Here is a 19,813-nt window from a genome sequence, read left to right on the forward strand (position 1 = left end):
CGGTGGATCCGGGGGTCTCGTGCCGCCGCCGGCCACGTGTCTCGCCGTGGCCGCCGGGACGAGTGGGGTCAGCAGCGCGTGGCCGGGTGGTTCGCGGTACGCACGGTGGTCACCGTCCGGCCGTCGACCGCGCCGGTGACCCGGACGGTGACGGTGCCGGCCGGCACCGCCGCGTCTCGCGTGTTGAACTGCTGGTAGGCATGGGCGCCGGGAGCGACGTCCGGCACCGACCGATGGCCGTACGCGGTCTCCAGCACGATGTCCACCGGGGCGTCATGGTCGTTCCGCGCCCGCACGGCCACGTACGCGCTGCCACCCACGCAGCGGGTCTGCGCATCGACCGTCACCGGCAGTTCCATCCGGTCGGCCCGCAGTACGCCGAGCCGGGCCAGCTGGTAGCTCAGGGCCCGCTCCGGCGCGTCGATCTGGTTCTGGGTACCGAAGCCGCCGGCCCGCGCCGCCTGCGCCTCGGCGAGCCGGGCGAGCATCGTGGCCCAGGCCCCGGCCGGGTGGTCGGCCTCGTCCAGGGTCCCGGCGTACGCGATGGCGGCGTCGAGTCGGCTCGTGTCCAGCGGCCGGCCCTGTGCGGTCAGCGTGTCGCTGAGCAGGAAGTGGTCGAAGTCGACGTGTCCGCCGGTCTGCTGCGTGGCGTAGCTGAACAGGCCGACGCGGTGCCCCATGAAGTGGGCGAGGCTGCCGTCCAGCGTCTGCGGGCCGACCCGGCTGCCCAACTGGTGCCACTGCTGCCCGTCGAGGCTGTAGTGGAAGGTCGTCCAGAGCTGACCCGTCGGCGACGCGAAGTCGAGATCGGCCTTCAGGTGCACCTCGGTCGCGTCGCCCAACGCGACGGTGCTGCCCGGTAGGAAGCTCTCCAGCGTCGCCTGGTCCAGGTCGACGGCGAACGGTTGCCCCCGGTTCACCACTCCGAGGGTGTTGACGCCGTCGGTCCGCTTGACCGCGACGTACGAGAAGCCACGGTTGTAGGCGGCCAGCCCGGCGACGTCACCGTCCCTCATCCCGGAGATGTCCATCCTGGTCTCCACCGACTGCCGCGGGCCGAACGTCCGCTGCGACAGGGTGTTCCGGGCCTCCTCGAACCAGGCCAACTCGGCGCGGTTGGCGAGCTTGGTGTAGACGTACCCGCCGGTGACCACCTTGCCGGCGGTGAGCCGCAGCCATCCGTCCCGGTCCGTCAGCGACCAGTACCGGTTGTCCGGGGCGTGGTTCCACTGCCACGCCAGGTCCAGCCGGGACCCGTTCGGCGCGATCTCCTCCTCGACGCCCGGCGGTGCCGACCACTGCTCGTCCAGGTACGGCTTGTGGGGCGCGTCGTTGGCGAAGTCGTCGGAGACGACGATGCTCTTCTGCCGCTCGAACAGTTCCTCGGCCGGGCTGAGCCGGATCGGCTTGGCGAAGACACCGTCCACCGGTACGACCCCGTTGTCACCGAAGGTCGGCCAGCCGTCGGACCACGTCGCGGGGATCAGTGCCGGGATGCGACCAATCGGGAAGGTGTCCCGGAAAAACATGCCGTACCAGTCGGTACCGCCGCCGTCGCGGGCGATCGGCACCAGGCTGCCCTGCGCGAACCCGTTGGAGTTGAGCACGCCCCGGGCCTCGTAGGTGTTCACGCCACCGACCGAGGTGTACCGGCCGAGCAGTTCCCGCGAGCGGAACATGACCACCTGCCGGCCCTGCCCGGACGGCCAGGTGATGATGACCGCGTAGTACCAGCCGTCGATGTGGTGGAACTGCGCGCCCTCGAACAACCCACCGATGAAGGGCCGACCGGCGTAGTCGCTGGCGGTGAAGATGTTCGGATAGTCGCGGGTGATCGCGGTGAGGTCGGCGTTGAGCCGCACCGCGCTGGTTCCGCCGGAGCCGTAGAAGATGTACGGCGTGCCGTCGACGTCGAAGAAGAGCGAGGGATCGTGCAGGCCCCGGCCGAGTGCCGTACGCTGCCACGCACCGTTCTCGATGTCGTCGGTGCGGTAGAGATACGCGCCACCGAGGTTGTTGGTGTTGAACACGACGTAGAAGACGCCGTCGTGGTAACGCAACGACGAGGCCCACTGGCCCTGTCCGTACGAGTTCTGCCCGTTGCGCAGGGAGAACGAGTCGCCGACGCTGGCCCGGTCGAAGACGTAGTTGACGATCTCCCAGTTCACGAGATCGTGGGACTTCATGATCGGCGCACCCGGGCTGAGGTGCATCGTCGTGCTGATCATGTAGTAGACGTCCCGCCCCTCGTCGTTCTCGGCGGCCGGGACCCGCTCCACGCTGATGTCCGGCACGTCGGAGCGCAGCAACGGCACGCTGTACGTGCCGTCTCCACGGTCGGTCGAGGTGTACGACGACCGGGGTGACCATTCGTCGGCGGCGTGGGCCACGCCACCTGGGGAGATCGCGGCGGCGCAGACGAGCACGCCGGCCGTCACCAGGGGGATCCTTCGTCGCGGGCGTGGGGCGGAAGGGCCGTCAGGCACCGGCATGGAGGGGCTCCAGACGCGAGCGTTACGGGAGCCTCCATGCTGTTAGCGCTAACATAGATCGTCAAGACCTTGGCCGAGACTGATCCGAAATCTTCGTGAAACAGCGGCCGTCGATCGGCAGCCGTCGTCCAGAAGAAACCTGACTCTCGGTCGCCCCGCCCGGGAGCTTCCACCGGATCGCGTTCGCCGGCCACCTGCTGATCCGCACCTACCATCTGCCGACGGCGTGAGCGGCACGCAGATTCGATGTCTCGCCCACCTCCAGGCTGGCGGATGCGTCCGGTAGGGTGAGCGCCGTGACGACGTTTCGCATGGGCGAGGCGGCCGAACTGCTGGGCGTCAGCGCGGACACGGTGCGGCGCTGGGTCGATGCCGGTCGTCTCACCGCCGCCCGCGACGAGCAGGGACATCGGGTGATCGACGGTGTCGATCTCGCCGCGTTCGTCCGGTCGCAGGCCGGCGACCCCGACGACCGGGCGGAGGAGTCCTCGGCCCGTAACCGGCTGCGGGGCATCGTCACAGCCGTGGTCAAGGATGCCGTGATGGCCCAGGTGGACATCCAGGCCGGTCCGTTCCGGGTGGTGTCGCTGATGAGCCGTGAGGCGGTCGACGACCTCGGCTTGGCGGTCGGCTCGGTGGCGATCGCGGTCATCAAGTCGACCACCGTCGTCGTGGAGAGACCGCCGGCCAACGCGGACAGCAGGAGGAACGGCTCGTGACGACGCGACGGTTCCTGGCCGTGTTCACCGCCGTCATCATGGCGGGGCTGGCCGGCTGCGGCGGGAACGAGAGCGCCGGCCCGCGACCGAATGGCGGCGCCAACGCCGTTAGCGGCGACGTCACGGTGTTCGCCGCCGCGTCGTTGACCGAGTCGTTCACCCGGATCGGCGAGAATTTCGAGGTGGCCCATCCGGGCGTACGGGTCGCCTTCAGCTTCGCCGGCAGCTCCGCTCTCGCGACGCAGATCAACCAGGGTGCGCCCGCGGACGTGTTCGCCGCCGCCGCTCCGGCGAACATGACGACAGTCACCGACGCCGGCAACGGCGACGGCAGCCCGAGCGTCTTCGTTCGGAACCAGCTCGTGATCGCGGTGCCGAAGGGCAATCCGGACGGAGTGGCCGGCCTCGTCGACCTGAACCGGCCGGGCGTCAAGGTCGCGCTCTGCGCCGAGCAGGTGCCCTGCGGCGCGGCGGCGAAGAAGGCCCTCGACGCCGCCGGGGTAGGCCTCACCCCGGTCACCCTGGAACAGGACGTCACGGCGGCGCTGTCCAAGGTGAGACTGGGCGAGGTCGACGCGGCCCTGGTCTACCGGACCGACGCGCGGTCCGCCGACGGCGACGTGGACGGCATCGAATTTCCCGAGTCGGCCGGGGCGATCAACGAGTATCCGATCGTCGTGCTCAGGGACGCACCGAACCGGCCGGCCGCGCGGGCGTTCGTCGACCACGTGCTCTCCGACGCCGGCCAGGCGGTCCTCGCCGCCGCCGGATTCCAGGCCCCGTAGCCGATGTCCCGGCTCGACGCCGCGGCCTGGCGGTCCGGCCGGACCGCGCCGGCACGCCCCAGACGCACCGGCCGGGTACCCCTGGCACTGCTTGTGCCCGCCGCGCTCGGCCTGCTCTTTCTCGTGCTGCCGCTGGCCGGGCTGCTGATCCGTACGCCGTGGAGCACGCTGCCGCAGCGGCTCACCGAGCCCGGTGTGCTCACCGCGCTGCGGCTGTCGGTGCAGGCCGCCACCCTCGCCACGCTGCTCTGCCTCGTCCTCGGCATACCCCTCGCCTGGCTGCTGGCCCGCGTCGACTTCCCGGGCCGTCGCCTCGTGCGCGCCCTGGTCACCGTGCCGCTGGTGCTGCCACCGGTGGTCGGTGGCGTCGCCCTGCTGCTCGTCTTCGGCCGCCGGGGCATCGTCGGCAGCTGGCTCGACAGCACCTTCGGGGTCACCCTGCCGTTCACCACGACCGGTGTGGTCCTGGCCGAGGCCTTCGTCGCCATGCCGTTCCTGGTGATCGCCGTCGAGGGCGCGCTGCGTGGCGCGGACGTCCGCTACGAGGAGGCGGCGGCGACCCTCGGCGCCGGACGGTGGACCACCTTCACCCATGTCACGCTCCCGCTGGTCGCGCCGGGCGTCGCCGCCGGAGCGGTGCTGTGCTGGGCCCGGGCGCTCGGTGAGTTCGGCGCCACCATCACCTTCGCCGGAAACTTTCCCGGCCGTACCCAGACCATGCCGCTCGCGGTCTACCTCGCCCTCGAAACCGACCTGGAGGCGGCGATCGTACTCAGTCTCGTCCTGCTCGTCGTCTCGGTCGTGATCCTGGCCAGCCTCCGCGACCGCTGGCTCAGCAGCCCATGACCGTCGATCCGGGCATGCCCGGCACGGATCCGCGGCCCGACGGGGCGGTGCTCGACGCCCACCTCGTCGTGGACCGTGGCGCGTTCCGACTCGACCTGCCGCTGACCATCGGTCCCGGCGAGGTCGTGGCCCTCCTCGGACCCAACGGCGCCGGCAAGACCACCGCGCTGCGTGCCCTCGCCGGCCTGATCCCCCTGGCCGGTGGGCACCTCCGCCTCGCCGGTCGCCACCTCGACCATCCGGGCAGCCGCATCTGGACGCCGACCGAGCAGCGCCCGATCGGCGTGGTCTTCCAGGACTACCTGCTCTTCCCCCACCTGACCGCGCTGGACAACATCGCCTTCGGGCCACGCCGCAAGGGCCTGGACCGGCACCGGGCCCGACAGCGGGCAGCGGAGTGGCTGGCCCGGGTCGGGCTTACCGAGCACGCCCGACGCAAACCGCGACAACTCTCCGGTGGACAGGCCCAACGGGTCGCCCTGGCCCGCGCCCTCGCCGTCGAACCAGCACTCCTGCTGCTCGACGAGCCACTCGCCGCCCTCGACGCCCGCACCCGGCTCGACACCCGCGCCCAGCTACAACACCACCTCGCCGGTCACGCCGGCGCGACACTGCTGGTCACCCACGACCCGATCGACGCCGTCGTCCTCGCCGACCGGCTCGTCATCATCGAACACGGACGCGTGGTGCAGGAGGGCGACGTCGCCACCGTCACCGCCCAACCTCGCACCGACTACGTCGCCCGCCTGGTCGGTCTCAACCTCTACCGCGGAGACGCCGACGGACACCGTGTCCTGCTCTCCGACGGATTCGAGCTGATCACCGCCGATCAGCACGACGGCGGCGTCTTCGTCGCCTTCGCACCGTCAGCGGTGGCGCTGCACCCGAGCCGCCCCGACGGCAGCCCACGCAACACCTGGCCGGCCACCATCGCCGGCATTCAACGCCACGGCGACAACCTCCGCGTGCAACTCGACGGCCCGGTCGTGGTGGCAGCCGACATCACCCCGGCCGCCGCCGCCCACCTGAAACTGGCGCCCGGGCAGCGGCTCTGGGCCGCCGTCAAGGCCGCCGAGACCCGGGTCTACCCAGCCGGAGCGACGCCGGCCGGCACCGGCACCTGAGGCCCGGTGGTTGCCGTCCCTGCCCACCGCCTCGGCGTGCGCCAGCCGGCCACCGGTCACGGAAAGTCCTCCGGGCCGGTGCCGGGCAGCGTCGCGAGCAGTTGGCCGGCGAGGCTGCGTACCGTGAGGTCCGGCTGGCCGGCCAGCCGGACGAGGATCGGTCGGGTCCGGGTGTCCTCGCCGTAGTGTCGGGCCAGCGCGAGCAGGGCGGTGCGGCGGATCTCCCAGTCCTCGTCGTCCACCAGCCGCATCAGCAGTTCCCGCACGCCGGTCCGGTCGGCCAGGTTGGCCGCGAGCTGTTCCGCGGACCGGCGCCGCACCTCCAGCGCGGGATCGTCGCGCACCAGCCCCACCAACAGCACCCGTACCTCTGGATCACCGCCGAAATGCTCGCCAAGGGCGGCGGCGATGCGGGCGCGGATCGCCGGATCCTGATCGGCCAGCCGGCGCATCAGGCGCAACGTCACCGCCATCGCGGTCTCACCCCGTGCGATCAGGCAGCACACCGCCGCGTCGAACGCCGCCGGGTCGGTGTCGGACTCGATGCACTCCAGCAGCACGTCGGTCACCATGTCCGGCCTGCCGTACGCGCTGAGCGTCTCCACGGCGGCGAGTCGGATGCCGGCGTAGCTGTCCCGGCGAGCCCGCCGGGACAGCGTCTCGACCAGCCCGTCGGTCTCACCGTCGCGGGCCAGCGCCTGTGCCGCCGCCCGTAGCACGTTCGGATCGGGGTCCCGGCGAACCTGCTCGGCGAGGCACTCCCGCACCTCCGCGTCGAGCGGCTCACCGAGGCGGGCAAGACTACGGGTGACGCGTAGCCGGACGATCGGGTCCCGCTCCCGGGCGGCCCGGCTGATGAGCAGCTCCCGGATGGAGTGCCCGAGCAACGGGCGGCCGGTGAGCAGTTCGACCGCGGCGAGGCGGACGCCGGCGGTGGGATCCTGGCGGGCCCGTTCCCGCAGCAGCTCGCCGGTGCGGTGGTCCGGGTACGCCTCGGCCAGGGCACGAACCGCGGCGAGCCGGACCGTCGCGTCGTCGTCCGAGCGCGCCGCCCGTGCCGCCACCACCCACCCGCTGTCGTCCACCCGGTACCGGTCGGTCAACGCCGTCACGGCCGCGGCCCGCACCGACGCGTCCTCGTCCTGCTCGATCCGGTCCACCAGCCGGTCCCGGCACCGCCCGTCCGGGTCATTGACCAGTACGAGTCGCTGCACCGCGACCGCCCGGACCCGCGCCGAGGCGTCCGAGCCGGCCAGCTTGAGCAGCAGCTCGGTGCCCTCCGCGTCACCCTTGCCGGGCAGCAGTTCACACACCAGGCAGCGTCGGACCTCGTCGTGGGAGTCGCCGGCGATCCGCGAGAGTGCCCGTCCGCGGGCCGTCTCGCTCTGCTCGGGGAGGGTGAGCAGGCAGCGCAACGCGGACTGCACCACGCCCGGGTCGGTGTCGGCGGCCAGCAACCGGTGCAGCGTCCCGGTGACGTCGGGCAGGTCCGTGCAGCGTCCGGCGAGCACTCCCACGGCGGCCCGCCGCACGCCGGTGTCCCGGTCCTCCGTGGCCCGGGTCAGCAGCAGTCGCCGGACGTCCTCGGCCAGTTCCGCCCGCCCGCCGAGGGACTGCACCGCGAGGGCACGAACCGCGGCGTCGGGAGAGCCGGCGAGGTCGCGTAGCACCTCGACGAGGTCGCCGCCGCTGCCGAAGTTGGCGACCAGTGCGCGTACCGCGGCCTGCCGCACCGCGGTCGAGCCCTCCGCCCGCGCCTGCGCGAGCAGCAGCTCCTGGCAGTGACGCCGGCTGCGGCCGGTGTTGTCCACCCGGCCGGCGGTCTCGGCCAGGCCGGCGACCAGCGCTATCCGCGCCTGCCGCTCGCGGCCCTGCCCGAGTTCCCGGACCAGCAGCTCTTCCAACTGCTCGTCCGCGGTGGACAGCGCCGCCGCCGCCCGGGTGGCGAACGTCGAGCCGCTGCGCCAGCTGGTGTGCACGCCACGTCGGCGGTACCAGTGCAGGAAGGCGGCACGGCCCGGCCACTGCGCCCCGAGCGCCCGGATCGATGAGAGCAGTTCCTGCTCGGTGACCTCGACGAGGTTCGGGTCGTCGGTGGAGATGCCGTGCTCGATCAGCAGCACGACCTGACGTAGCACCGCCTCGCCGGCGCCGGCCAGCCCGGACGGCCGCGGTGCCTCCGCCACGCACTGCGCGGCCAGCACCAGGTTCCACGGTGGACTGGGCAGGTTCAACGGTGGCCAGGGGCGGTTCACCTCGGTGGCGAGCACGGTCACCAGGTCGTCGGCGGCGTCGGTGGGCAGCGCGCCGGCCACCAGCCGCAACACCTCCCGCCAGGACGGATCTGCCCAGTTCTCGCGGAACAGCGCACGCAGCTGGTCGATCCCCCAGGTGTCCGGGTCATGATCGAACCTGTCCACGATCTCCTCGGCACAGAAGAATTCCAGAAAGGTACGGTGCACGAACCCGAACAGTCGCAACCCGTACCGTTCCAGAATGAAACTTCGCTGACGCAATTTGTCGATCATCGAGTACGCCATGGCGTGCGCGCGCTCGTTCTCGAAACCGTAGAACTCGACCAGGTGGTCACGGAAGATCCGCGACAATTCGTCCGACTCGATGTAGTTGCCGGCCGGCCCGGACTCGCGGCACTGCATCCAGAAGGCCAGATGACGCAACAGCCGCAGCTTCGCCTGCGGGTCCAGCGGCGGCACGTCGCCGTGGCTCTCCCGCAGTTGCTTGGTCACGTCCCATTCGGAGATCAGCACGTCCGTGACGTGTGCGTAGAGCCGCCGTCGGTTACGGGGCAACGGACGGTCCCGGCCGACGATCGCCATCAGCATCAGCAGCAGCGGGTTGCCGGCGATCTCGCGCATCGCCCGGGACCGCCGCACCACGTCGAGGATCTGCCGCCGCTGCCGGTCCGCCTCGACCGACGGGGTCGACATCACGTAGCGGTACCAGTTGCCGAGGAACCGGGCGATCTGCTCGTCGTCGAGATCCTCCAGGGTGAAGTGGTCGAAGCCGGCGTTGGCGAAGGTGTGCCGCAGGTACCCGGCGGCCCGCGAGGTGACCACCGTTCGCACCCCCGGGTACTCGTTGGCGAAGGTGGCGATCTGCGCGGCCATCTCCTCCCGCTGGGCCGGATCGAACACCTCGTCCAGCCCGTCGAAGAGGAACAGGGCCTGCCCGCCCTGCCGCAGGTACGCCTCCAGCACGTCGCGGTCGACACCGGCCAGCCCCTGCTGATGCCGGTGACCGACGTAGTCCAGCAGGCCGTCGCACCGGCCGTCACCGCGATGCGCCGCGTAGGACCGCAGCTCGATCAGGACGGGAAGATACCGGTCCAGCGCCGCCAACCTGGGTTCCTCACAGACACCGGCCAGGGCCAGGGCGAGGTACCGCGCGGCCGCCGACTTGCCGGAGCCGGGGTCGCCGAGCAGCACGATGGCCCGTCGGGCCGGGTCGCACACCACGTCGAACAGCGCCGACGCCTCCTTGGCCGCGTACTCCTCCCAGAGCCGTTCCACGTCCTTCGGGTCCACCACACCGGGCAGCGCCCCGCCGTCTCCGTCCGGGCCGGAGCCCGCCCAACGCCACCAGGCCAGCGGCATCTCCGGGCGGGCGTCCTCGTGCACGCGCGGCTCGACGAAGACATTGGAGAGCCCGACGGTGAGGTATCCGATGGTGGGCCGCGGCGAGACCGCGTCCAGCGGCACCGCCTCATACCGCAACCGGAGCTGCTTGTGGTACTGGCTGCGTACCGCCTCCGGCAGATGGGTGTCGGGGTCGCCGGGTTCACGGGCCGGTGACCGGCCGCTGCGCACATCGGCCAGCGCCACCGTGACCTTGGCCGACAGGTCGTCCACGCTGGAGAAGAAGGCGCACAGGTGGCGTTCCTTCAGCTCACGCCGCAACGCCACGATCTGCTGCCAGTCGCCGTTGCGGTCGATCATGTCCACCGGCCAGGGCGTGTCCTCGGCCAGCAGGAAGATGAGGCAGGGCTTGCCGGCCGCGAGCGCTTCGCGGTATTCCAGTTCGGTGATGGAGGATTCCTGGCCGGGCGGCCGGTAGCCGTAGCGCCACGCGAAAAGGCCCACGTAGAGATCGCATCGACGGACGTCCGTCAGACAGCGTTCCAGCGGCGGGCGGACGTCGGCCCCGTACGCCTCCATGGCGACGTCCTCGATCTCCAGGCGGCGCGCCACCGCGTGCACGGCCGCACGGTATTCCAGCAGGTCCTTTTGGGTGGCCGAAATGTAGACCTTCATCGACGGCAAACTCCAGGGGTGGCTGGCGACCGCATTCTTAAAATATCAGCCGTCGTCACATCCAACGGTCCCGCGCACGGCGCCACCGGCACATATCGGCCTTGCCACCACGGATGGGCCTATGATGGCCGCGGGACGGATTCGGACCCGGTCATCGGCCGCAGGCCGGTGCCCGCCGGTGTCCCCCGTGGTGCCGATGCGGAGGAACCATGCTCACGGTGGGCGAGGTGCACACCAGCCTGCTGCAGCACAGCACGGCGCTGGCGCAGGACCAGAGCGCCGAGGTGCTCAGCCTCGTCGAGGGCGAGGCCGTGCTGACCTCGCGACGCCCGTCGCTGTACGCGGTCTCACCCGACGTCCGCACCGGTGTGGACTGTTGGCTGCCGAGCGCCAAGAACCGCCAACTGCGCGGGGTGGGCGCGGTGGTCACCCGGGCCGTGATCACCGGGGGCCGGATCGTGCAGGCCTCCTCCATCATCCAGGTCGTCGCCGGGGAGCGACGCCGACCATGGTCGCACTACCTGGCCAACTCGGGCGTGCTGGAGACGGTCGGCAAGCTCGACGCTGACGATCTGGCCAACGGTTTCCTGCACGGCAACGCGGCCGACGTGCTGAACCTGGACGCGATCACCGGCCGGGTGCTCGACAGCGTGCAGATGTCCGACCTGTTGGACCGGCGACCGCCGCTGCGGGCGGCGCGTACCCGGTTGCGCTGGACCGCGCAGGTCCACCAGCAGCCGGGTGAGAGCGCCACCGCGGACGTCGCGGTCGACTCGCCGACACTGCGCACCGTACGACTCACGGTGAGTCCGCAGGACGTGCCGGCGGCGGTCGCCGGCCTCTGCGAGGATCTCGCCCTGCACGACTGGCTGCTCACCATGCTGTCCGCTCTGGTGGAGGCGGCGGTTACCCGGGCCGGCTCGACACAGGAGCACATCGACCGGCTGCGGCCGGTGCTGGAGCACCTGCTGCACCTGTGGCTGCCGGGAGCCCGGGTCGACCCGCGACTGCGACCGATCTGGGACCGGCTCGAGCAGGTGCCCGGATTCAGCCGGCAGTGGCAGTCGTCGGTGAACTGGATCCGAGACCAGATCACCGTCGGCAACATGGCCATCCTGCGCGACCTGGCCGGCCGGGCGGCGCTCAGCCAGTCCTGCGCGCACGCCCCGCTGGACGAACCGTTCTCGACCGCCGCCACCGGCCCGACGGACCGACGGGTCGGCCGGGGAGCGCAGGCACCACGCGGATAGGGCCAGCGTTCACTCCCCGATGAACACGTAGCTCAGCCGGTCGACCAGTTCGTCGGGCAGTTCCAGACCCTCACTGCCGGCCCGCTTCGCGACCTGCCGCGCGACCGCGGGTGGCACCGCCACCTGACCGAGAATGGTCCGCACCGCCAGCTCAACCGGCAGGTACCGGGTGTCCATCAACGTCACCGTGCGGTACCCGCAGAACGGCGTGGCGTCCGGGTTCAGCTGGACGATCGCGGGCAGCCGGTCCCAGTCGGTCGGCAACGGCTCGTCGGGCGACAGCCGGTACGGCTGGGTGACCGTCTGACCGCGGTGCCGCAGCACACCCAACCTGGTCATCTGCCACACCGAGGCGAGCAACGCGCAGGCCCACACCCGGCGGTCCGGCTCGTCGGACCACAGTTCGACGTCGACGAAGATGGAGTGCTGGGCGTCGCCGGACTGCAACGGCGGGGACCACGGCAGTGGCAGCGTCATCGCGGGGGCGTCGACGTGCCCCGGCGAACGCTTGCCGTTGGACAGCCAGCCGGACTCGCTCAGTGGCGGCCGGCTTCCCGTGGTGTGTCGCGGCGGCTCCACCACCAGCGTGTCCACCACCAGCCGGGCCAGTTCCACATCGTCGTGGCGGGCGAAGCTCGACTCGCGGGCCACGTAGTCGAGCACCAGCCCGTGCTCCGCCGCAGCCTGCTGCACCTGGGGAATCACCTCGCGCGGGGTGGCGAACCGGTGGAAGTAGTCGTCGACCAGGAAGCACGTGCTGATCCTGGGCTGCCGATGGGGACGCAGCCCTCGGCGGGCCACCGCCGGAATCGCCTGCGCCCAGTCCGCGATCCGGGCGAACTTGCGACGCAGGTCCCGGCACCCGTCGCCGAAATCCTCGGCGTAGACGTGCCCCAACTCCACCGACAGATGCGAGTACGGCACGCTCTCCGTACGACGCACCGCGGCTGCCTCCTGAAACCTGACATCCACGCTCATCACACGGTCTCCCATGCCGTCTCGTCGAAGAGCCGCTCGGTGAGCTCCACGAAGGCGTCCACGGTCCTGGCGTTGGCGATCTTGGTCTGTACGTCATTGTCCGAGATCAGCTGCTCGCGCCACTGCAGCAGCGGGTCCAGCGGAACCGCGCCGAGTAGCGTGGTCCGGCCGGTGCCCCGCCTACGAGCCAGTTCCGCCAGTTCCGCGTCGCACCTGCGGAGAAAGGCCTGCTGCGCCAGGTCGAGGTGACCCACCTCCGGGCCCCGTGAATCGATCACCGCGGTCCGTACGAACCGCAGCGACTCCCGCAACCGGTCCGGCTCGTGGCCGTACTCCTTGCCCATCGCCAGGATCCCACCGGCCTCGAAGGCGAGGTCCGCCGCCGCCATCACGTGCTGCGGCGTCCACCGGTGGAAGACCAGCCACCGTACGGTCACCTTGCGCAAGGTCCGGTTGGCGGTGGCCGCCAGCGCTATCTGGCTGGCGTACGACCGACCGGCGCTCAGATCCACCAGGGTCAGGTCGAACTCCTCCTCCAGCCGCAGGAAGAGTTCGGCGCAGCGCCGGCCGATGTCGTCGGTGAAGCCGAACTCGCTGCCGTTCCGCTGCCCGGGCAGCAGCACCAGCGAGCCGGACCCGGTCGGTCGTTGCCGCAGGCTGACCCGCTCCGAGGTGCCCCACACGTCCAACTGCTCGGGTGACGGGATCTCGCCCCGAAGGTATCGGTGCAGGCCGCCCCCGTTGGGGCCGGCACCCTCGATGCCGTTGGTCGCCTGTGGGATCTGGAAGGTGATGCCGGCCGTCGGCGACCCGAAGTCGTAGTCCAGGTAGCAGGTGGAGCGGCCGGACAGGGCGCTGCGGTAGGCGATGTTCGCCGCGGTCACCGAGCGTCCGGTGCCACCCTTGTGCGACGTGACGAAGACCAGCATCTAGATCCCCTCGCTGGCCTTCTGTTGGCCGGTGGTGATGTCGTTGAGTTGGAGCAGCAGGGTGTTCGCCAGCGCGGCGGACGTACCGGGCTGCTCGTCCACCAGCGACTGTGCTCGGCGCAGGGTCGCCCGGATGCTGCGCATGGTGCGCTGCATCGCCTCACCGGCGAACGTGCCGCTCATCAGTTCACGGTCGAAGACGTACTCGGCCTCGTCGATGAGGTTCTGCGCGTACGTGGCGAGGCTCCCCGCCCGGGGGAACGGCCGCTCCCAGAGCAGCTGACCGGCGTTGACCAGCGCCTGCACCACACGCTCGGTGAGGTACCACGAGGGCGCCTCGGGTAGCGGCGCCAGTCCGGCGAACGCTCCCCCGGTGTGGTCCCACAGCCCCTGGTGCCGACCCTCGGGAATGCGCCGCAGCAGCAGATGCTCCCACACCTCGTCCGCGAGTTCGAGCACTTCGCTGCGTCGCCGGGCATTGTTCAGCAGCCCCGCGACGGTGGTGGCCCGCTGCAGCAGCACCGTCGAGAACTCGTTGACGTTCCAAGTCATGATCGGCTTCGACTCGGCGTCATTGAGAGTCACCTGCTTGCCCGGTGCGTGCACGACCAGTGCCGCCTCGTTGGGCGAGGCGCGCCGGGTGATGCGGCCTCGCTGAGCCAGCTCCACCAGCACGTTGGCGATCCGCCCGAACTCCTCGTCACCACCGCGCCCACTGGCTACCAGGCCCTTCACCGCGAGCGAGGTGGCCTGGAGGGTGTAGTAGTCGGTCCGGTCGCCGTCGGTGGTACGCCAGGGGATGTCCTCGATCGGCCACCGACGACGGTTGCCGAAGGTCGCCACCGTCGCCCAGTACCGACGGGTCAACTCCCAACGCAGTTGAAGAATCCGGAACAGTCGCTGCTGTTCCTCGTTGAGCAGGCCGAGCAGACGGGTACGTTCGGAGTTGAGATCGTCGATGGCGTCCACCGCGATGACGGTGAAGTAGAGGTAGGGTGCGTTCTCCGCGGAGCCGTCCCGTTGCGGGCCGATGGGATCGCTCGTCGCCACCTTCTCGGCCCCGGCGATCGTCCCCCAGGACCAGCCGCACTCGAAGAGCATCTCGCTGTTGTCCAGGTCCTCGGTGACCTGACCGGATCCGACCACGACGTTACGCAGGCTCGCCATGGTGTCCCGCAACTGCTCGCGCAACGCGGCCACCACCTCGCGGCGTGGCAACTCGTCCTGATTGACCATGTCGCACAACCGCATGCCGAACTCGTCGGTCGCGGCGAAGACGGAGGTACTGAAGCTGCGCAGCAGCCCGACCATGGCCGCGGTGAGTCGTACGCTGGCCATCTCCTCCAACTTGTCCAGTTGCGCCCGCAGGTCGGGTCGCTTCGTGGAGGGCCGGTAGATCTTGACGAAACCGATGGTGGCCAGGGTCAGCGTAACGGACACCGCGAACGAGTCGACGATGTCCATCGACCGCTGCTCCTCGGTGAGGTCCGGACCACCCTCGACAGGGGTCAGGTAGCTGCCGCCACCGAAGGTCGGCGCACCGCTGTCGTCCGTGTAGCGCACGAAGTACTCGGTCATGATCCGGACCAGGCGGCGTGGAATCTCGATCGCGCCGCCGATAGCGCCGAGGGCCTCGATGACCTCTTCGTCGATGCGGTCCGGATCGTCCAGCGACAACACCGGGATCTTCGTCGCCGGCAGCAGCAGGGTCAGCAGTTGCTCCGCGTCGCTGATGGAATTGGACCCGCTCCGGCCGCCCCAGTCCCATTCGTCGTTGCGTAGGCAACTACGCACCGTGGCCCGCCAGATGTCGAGAATCTCCTGGCGCGGCTGCATCCGCATGGTCCACCACCGTCTGCTGTAGTCGTCGAAACGGAGCTGCTGATATTGCCTGGCCCACGATGACCCACGATGCCGTGCACCCATCATCGTATCCCTGCCGAAGCGTCACCTGTACGCCCGTGCGTACCGATCTTCCAGGGCAGCTGGCCGGCCGAGCGTCCATCGGGGAGCGATGCGGAAATCCGACCCTCGGCAATGAACCCGACCGGCTCCGGAGCGCGTGGTGAGTCCGCGCGAAGTCCGGCATTGCCGTGGGTCGACCGCCCCGGGGGAGATCGAGAAGAGTTCAGGGCGTCAGGTCAGCCACGGCTACGCCCGGTCACCACCAGCATGCCCAGATATCCGTCCCGTAGCGACGGCGTGGGCCGCACCTCGTGCATGTCCACGTCGTACGCGCCGGCCGCGATGCTCGCGACGACCTCCGCGCGGTGCAGCCGCACGGCCGGGAACCAGTGCTGTCCGACCCGGTAGCCGTTCGAACCGAGCATGAACGCGGCGGCAAAGGGTGAGCCCGGGTGCAACGCCTCCAGGAACCGGCCGATCGCACGCTCCGCCTCGCCCCGGTCCGCCGAGATCGAGCAGGCCACGAAGAACATGGTGCCCGCGCCCCAGACCCGTCTGGGCAGGTCGAAGACGCTCAGTTGGGAGACCCGGCCCACCCGCGCCAGGCGTTCGCGGGGATCGGCGAGCGCCGCGTACGCCGAGTGCTCCGCGCACACCTGCCAGTACGCGTCCCAGCACTCGTCATAGCCGCTTATCTGGTTTCGCAACCAGCGCACATTCGCCGTGGAATATTCGCAGAGTTCGACCCTGCGCGCGAATGGCAGAAGGGACAGCGCCGGGTAAAGGTTGGCACCGGATCCCACGTCGACACAGTCCGCCTGGGAAATCTTCGCGTCCGCGAAGAAGTCTCTGATCCGACAGAGAATTTCGCGATCATCGTCGCGCAGCACGGAGTAGTTGTGCTGGACGTAGGCGCGCGGGTCGAAGCCGTCCCACTCGACCTCGGAATTGACCGCCTTGGGGGACCCAACTCGTGGCGGCGGGGTCGCCGGTTCACTGCAACCTGTACCAGCCGCCGGAATCAACGCCATGGAGGTGCCTCCATTGAAGTCGGCAGATCACTTTGGTCCTTGCTCCGACGCGCTCAGCCCGTTGCCCATTATGCATCGGATGCGATACCGACTCGCAAGTGTCGACGTCGACGCGAACGCGGGCACCGGTCTATCGGACCTCGGCCCCGGCAATTGATCAGTGTCGGCGACCGCCGTTTGCGGCAGCCGCCACGGCGGGCGGTCAGCCGCCGGTGCCCTCGGCCGTGCCATCGGGGCCGAGGGCACCCTCCACCTCGCCGACGTCGAGGTGGACGTGCTGGTGACCGTGGCCGGCATCGATGTTGATCTGGTCGAGCTGTGTCGCGGCCACCGACCACGTGGTGACGGCGAGGGTCGCCTGCCGCGCCGCCAGCGTCATCCGCTCCGCGCGCCCGGTGGCGGGACCGGCCAGCGCCAGAGCGACGGAGTCGACCGCGACGGCCACCTGATCGACAGCGCTGCGCAGACCCCCACGGGCCACGTTCGTGGCGGTCATGCCCGATGGCGGATCGGCGAACTGGGCGGTCAGCCGCCGCATGGTCTGCTGCCACTGGTCGACCTGCGCCCGGTCCGGGGTGCGCCCGGCCTCAGCCTCCTGCCTGACGGCACGAATGATCGGCGCAAGTTCCTCGCCCGTGCGGTGGGCCATCTCGGTGAGTTCGACGATCTGCTGCGCGTCCCGCTCGGCGTCCGCCTGGCGCAGTTGCGCCACACTCGCCTCGGTCGGGTCCGGCCGGCCCACGGCGTGCCCGACCACGCCGCCGACCGGTGCCGCCACCAGGACCGCCGCCGCGGCGACAGCGATCATCCACGTCCTCGTCCGCGTCTGCCGCGCGGAGGGAGTCAGCAGATAGGAGGGCCTTCCGGTTCGACGGGACATGACACCCCTCGCATCGACGGTCGTTGCCCTGGGAGCGTAGTCGTCACCACCACCGACGTCGATAGTTCGGCAGTCGAAGACCGAACTTTCGCCCAGGCCGACGAAAGCGCCGGGATGGACCTCGATCGTCTGTCGTCGAGTGAGTCGACACGCCGCTGCACCGGTCACTCGACCGCAAACACATCATGGACCGGTTGTTGGTGGGAGGCGGCGGTCGGTGGCGTCTACGCTTCGGCCTGCTCGCCGAGGCGGGCGAGCGCGCCACGGGCACGGGCCTGCTCCTCGGGCCTGTCGATCTCCGTGGCCAGGGCCAACGCCTCGACGTGCCGCGCGATCGCCTCGTCCCGTGCGCCCTGCCCGGTCAACGCCCGCCCCAGCCCGTTGAGCACACAGGCCTCGCCGTACCGTTCACCGATGTCGCGGAACAGGGCGAGCGCCGGTTCGTAACATTCGACCGCGTCGGTGAACCGGCCCAGCGCGACGTAGGCGTCGCCCAGGTTGTTCAACGCGGTCGCCTCGCCGCCGAGATGCCGCAGCTCACGGAAGATCGCCAGGGCGCGGCTGTTCTGCTCGACCGCCGCACCCGGACGGCCCAACCGCTCGTGGACGGCACCAAGGTTCGTCAAGGTGTTCGCCTCGCCGACCCGGTCACCGATCTGGACGAAGCGGTCCAGCGCCAGCTCGTGATAGCCACCGGCACGCTCCCAGTAGCCGGCCGCGCTGTGCACGACCCCCAGGTTGCCCAGCACCCGCGCCTCCCCACGCCCGTCACCGGCGGCGCGGAAGAGCGGCAGTGCCCGTTCCAGATGGCTGATCCCCTCCGGGTAACGGCCCAGTTGCCAGCACACCACGGCGAGATTCGTCAGGGCGGTCGCCTCGGCGACGGGATCGCCGAGTTGCCGTGCCGCGTGCTCGGCCTCGGTGTGCACGGTGATCGCGTCGGCCGGGTACCCGCCGTTGTCGAGGTAGACGTAGAGGGTGCCGGCGAGCCACACGGCGTGCTGCGGCCAACCGTTGCGGGCCGCGTGCACACACACCGCCACGAGCGTCGCCCGCTCCGCGTCCAACCAGCGCAGGGCGGTCCTCGGCTTGTCGAGCGGCGGCCCGACCGGCGACCGCGGTGGCAGGGGCGGCCGACGATGACGCTCGGCCGGATACAACGCCTCCATCGCCGCCGCCGCGCTGTACAGGTAGTGGTCGAGCAGTCGGGTCAGGGCGGCACGACGGTCCGCCGGGCGGTCCTCCTCGCGACCCCGCTCCCCCGCGTAGGCGCGGACGAGGTCGTGCAACGCGTACCGACCGGCGACGGGCTGCTCGACCAGGTACTCGGCGGCGAGATGACGCAGGTGCGCCGCGGCGACGGCCGGGTCGGTGTCGAGCAGGGCGGCGGCGCCGTGCTCGTCCAGGTCCGCGCCGGGATGGGCGGCCATCCGCCGCAGCAGCGTCTGCCGCTGCTCGGGAAGATGCTGGTACGACAGGTGCAGGGCCAGCTCGACCCCGCTGTCCAGCCGGCGGTGCCGGTGCCGCTCGTCCAGCCGGTCGGCATGGTCGGTGACCGTCCACCCGGGCCGCGTGGCCATCTGGCCGGCGACCACGCTCAGCGCCAACGGCAGGTACCCGCAGCGCAGCGCGACGCGCCGGTGCGCCGACGGGTCGCTGCCCACCGCCACGCCGGGGACCGACCGCATCAACAGCCGCTCCGCCTCCTCCGCGGTGAACAGGTCGAGGTCGAGATGGACACCCTCGTCCAGGTCGGCGAGCCGGCGACGGGAAGTGATCATTGTCAGGGTCCCGGCCGAGCGCGGCAGCAGCGGGCGCACCTGCTCCGCACCGGCCGCGTTGTCGAGCACGACCAGGGCCCGCCGCCCCGCGAGCCGCTCGCGGAACACCGTCGCCCGCTCGGCCAGGCCGTACGGAATCTCGTGGCCGGACATGCCCAGCAGCCGCAGGAAGCCGTCGAGCACCGCCCCGGGCTCGGCCGGCGGCTGCCCCGGATCCGGGTGGTAGCCACGCAGGTCGACGAAGAGCGTCGTGTCGAAGCGGCCCTCGTCGACCAGCGACTGGCCGGCGTGTACCGCCAGGTGTGTCTTACCGACCCCGGCCATCCCGGCGAGCACGCAGACCTCCCCGGCGCGCCCGGCCTCGTCCGGGGCCGCCGCCGACCCGCCGGTCGCCGCAGCCATCTCGCTGAGCCGCGCCAGCTCCACCTGACGGCCGGTGAAGGCTCCCGTGTCGCCGGGAAGTCGGTCGAGCACGCGCACCTGGGCGGCCGCGGTCGTCTCGGCGAGGCTCACCCGTAGGGCCTGTCGCCAGTGCGCGAGGTAGCCCGTCTCGTCGTGCAACGCCCGCACGACGGCGAGCACCAGGTCGGCGTTGATCCGCCGACGGCCGGTCTTGAAGCAGTCCACGACGGTGCCCCGACGGGCCAGTTCGTCGGCGGGACGGCCCTCGGCCCGCCACCGTTCGTTGACCCGCCGGGTGATCGTCTCGTACGAGGGATCACCCGCCCAGAGCTTGAGTACCCGCAGGTAACCGATCAGCTCGTCGAGGCTGTGGGCCGACCCCGGGTCGGGTGGCCCATCGGACGCGGCAGCCTTCATGAC

13 protein-coding genes are annotated in these 19,813 nt (G+C 70.7%); 5 read left to right on the forward strand and 8 right to left on the reverse strand.

The genetic code is table 11. The features are described from left to right. Positions 1-68: 68 nt before the first annotated feature. A complete protein-coding gene (locus SM447_RS14105; RefSeq protein WP_474573214.1) occupies positions 69-2,438 on the reverse strand; it encodes a glycoside hydrolase family 43 protein in 2,370 nt (789 codons plus the stop codon). Positions 2,439-2,788: 350 nt separating this feature from the next. Here SM447_RS14105 and SM447_RS14110 point away from each other — a divergent pair, with 350 nt between their 5' ends. From SM447_RS14110 to SM447_RS14125, 4 genes are read left to right on the forward strand one after another with little or no spacing between them, the layout of a single operon-like run. After that, positions 2,789-3,211 carry a TOBE domain-containing protein gene (locus SM447_RS14110; RefSeq protein ID WP_474573215.1) on the forward strand — a complete coding sequence of 141 codons (423 nt, stop codon included), beginning with the start codon at positions 2,789-2,791 and terminating at the stop codon, positions 3,209-3,211. A gap of 38 nt (positions 3,212-3,249) precedes the next feature. After that, positions 3,250-3,996: a molybdate ABC transporter substrate-binding protein gene (gene modA / locus SM447_RS14115; RefSeq protein WP_474573285.1), complete on the forward strand. Its 747-nt coding sequence runs from the start codon at positions 3,250-3,252 to the stop codon at positions 3,994-3,996. Between the two features lie 3 nt (positions 3,997-3,999). Further along, on the forward strand, positions 4,000-4,842 hold the full coding sequence (locus SM447_RS14120) for an ABC transporter permease (protein ID WP_474573216.1): 843 nt from the start codon (positions 4,000-4,002) through the stop codon (positions 4,840-4,842). Beyond that, entirely contained in the window at positions 4,839-5,966 is a 1,128-nt protein-coding gene (locus tag SM447_RS14125) for an ABC transporter ATP-binding protein (protein WP_474573217.1), read from the forward strand. The genes SM447_RS14120 and SM447_RS14125 overlap by 4 nt, the downstream gene beginning before the upstream one ends. Before the next feature lie 56 nt (positions 5,967-6,022). On the opposite strand, the gene SM447_RS14130 is transcribed toward SM447_RS14125, so the two are convergent. Then, the gene (locus SM447_RS14130; protein WP_474573218.1) at positions 6,023-10,237 is read right to left on the reverse strand and encodes a HEAT repeat domain-containing protein; all 4,215 of its coding nucleotides are present in this window, start codon (positions 10,235-10,237) and stop codon (positions 6,023-6,025) included. Positions 10,238-10,446: 209 nt separating this feature from the next. Between SM447_RS14130 and SM447_RS14135 the strand changes: the two genes are divergently transcribed. Then, complete coding sequence (locus tag SM447_RS14135) at positions 10,447-11,487, forward strand: SCO2521 family protein (RefSeq protein ID WP_474573219.1); 1,041 nt, start codon at positions 10,447-10,449, stop codon at positions 11,485-11,487. A gap of 9 nt (positions 11,488-11,496) precedes the next feature. On the opposite strand, the gene SM447_RS14140 is transcribed toward SM447_RS14135, so the two are convergent. The 6 genes from SM447_RS14140 to SM447_RS14165 form a co-directional block, all read right to left on the reverse strand. Continuing rightward, positions 11,497-12,465, reverse strand: coding sequence for an SCO2522 family protein (locus tag SM447_RS14140; protein WP_474573220.1), 969 nt, complete (start codon positions 12,463-12,465; stop codon positions 11,497-11,499). Further along, the gene (locus tag SM447_RS14145; protein ID WP_474573221.1) at positions 12,465-13,394 is read right to left on the reverse strand and encodes an SCO2523 family variant P-loop protein; all 930 of its coding nucleotides are present in this window, start codon (positions 13,392-13,394) and stop codon (positions 12,465-12,467) included. The genes SM447_RS14140 and SM447_RS14145 overlap by 1 nt, the downstream gene beginning before the upstream one ends. Next, positions 13,395-15,236, reverse strand: a complete 1,842-nt coding sequence (locus SM447_RS14150) for an SCO2524 family protein (RefSeq protein ID WP_474573222.1) — start codon at positions 15,234-15,236, stop codon at positions 13,395-13,397. A gap of 299 nt (positions 15,237-15,535) precedes the next feature. Next, positions 15,536-16,330, reverse strand: a complete 795-nt coding sequence (locus tag SM447_RS14155) for an SCO2525 family SAM-dependent methyltransferase (RefSeq protein ID WP_474573223.1) — start codon at positions 16,328-16,330, stop codon at positions 15,536-15,538. Between the two features lie 202 nt (positions 16,331-16,532). Continuing rightward, on the reverse strand, positions 16,533-17,138 hold the full coding sequence (locus tag SM447_RS14160; RefSeq protein WP_474573224.1) for a hypothetical protein: 606 nt from the start codon (positions 17,136-17,138) through the stop codon (positions 16,533-16,535). Between the two features lie 296 nt (positions 17,139-17,434). Then, the gene (locus SM447_RS14165) at positions 17,435-19,810 is read right to left on the reverse strand and encodes a tetratricopeptide repeat protein (protein ID WP_474573286.1); all 2,376 of its coding nucleotides are present in this window, start codon (positions 19,808-19,810) and stop codon (positions 17,435-17,437) included. Positions 19,811-19,813 lie beyond the last annotated feature (3 nt).

The sequence above is a fragment of the Micromonospora aridisoli genome (assembly GCF_056150025.1).

Excerpts from the sequence above, each read along its gene's own strand:
- SM447_RS14140 (WP_474573220.1), bottom strand. The coding sequence starts at position 12,465 with ATGAGCGTGGATGTCAGGTTTCAGGAGGCAGCCGCGGTGCGTCGTACG.
- modA (WP_474573285.1), top strand. The coding sequence starts at position 3,250 with ATGGCGGGGCTGGCCGGCTGCGGCGGGAACGAGAGCGCCGGCCCGCGA.
- SM447_RS14120 (WP_474573216.1), top strand. The coding sequence starts at position 4,000 with ATGTCCCGGCTCGACGCCGCGGCCTGGCGGTCCGGCCGGACCGCGCCG.
- SM447_RS14145 (WP_474573221.1), bottom strand. The coding sequence starts at position 13,394 with ATGCTGGTCTTCGTCACGTCGCACAAGGGTGGCACCGGACGCTCGGTG.
- SM447_RS14130 (WP_474573218.1), bottom strand. The coding sequence starts at position 10,237 with ATGAAGGTCTACATTTCGGCCACCCAAAAGGACCTGCTGGAATACCGT.
- SM447_RS14150 (WP_474573222.1), bottom strand. The coding sequence starts at position 15,236 with ATGCGGATGCAGCCGCGCCAGGAGATTCTCGACATCTGGCGGGCCACG.
- SM447_RS14135 (WP_474573219.1), top strand. The coding sequence starts at position 10,447 with ATGCTCACGGTGGGCGAGGTGCACACCAGCCTGCTGCAGCACAGCACG.
- SM447_RS14125 (WP_474573217.1), top strand. The coding sequence starts at position 4,839 with ATGACCGTCGATCCGGGCATGCCCGGCACGGATCCGCGGCCCGACGGG.
- SM447_RS14165 (WP_474573286.1), bottom strand. The coding sequence starts at position 19,810 with ATGAAGGCTGCCGCGTCCGATGGGCCACCCGACCCGGGGTCGGCCCAC.
- SM447_RS14160 (WP_474573224.1), bottom strand. The coding sequence starts at position 17,138 with ATGATCGCTGTCGCCGCGGCGGCGGTCCTGGTGGCGGCACCGGTCGGC.
- SM447_RS14155 (WP_474573223.1), bottom strand. The coding sequence starts at position 16,330 with ATGGCGTTGATTCCGGCGGCTGGTACAGGTTGCAGTGAACCGGCGACC.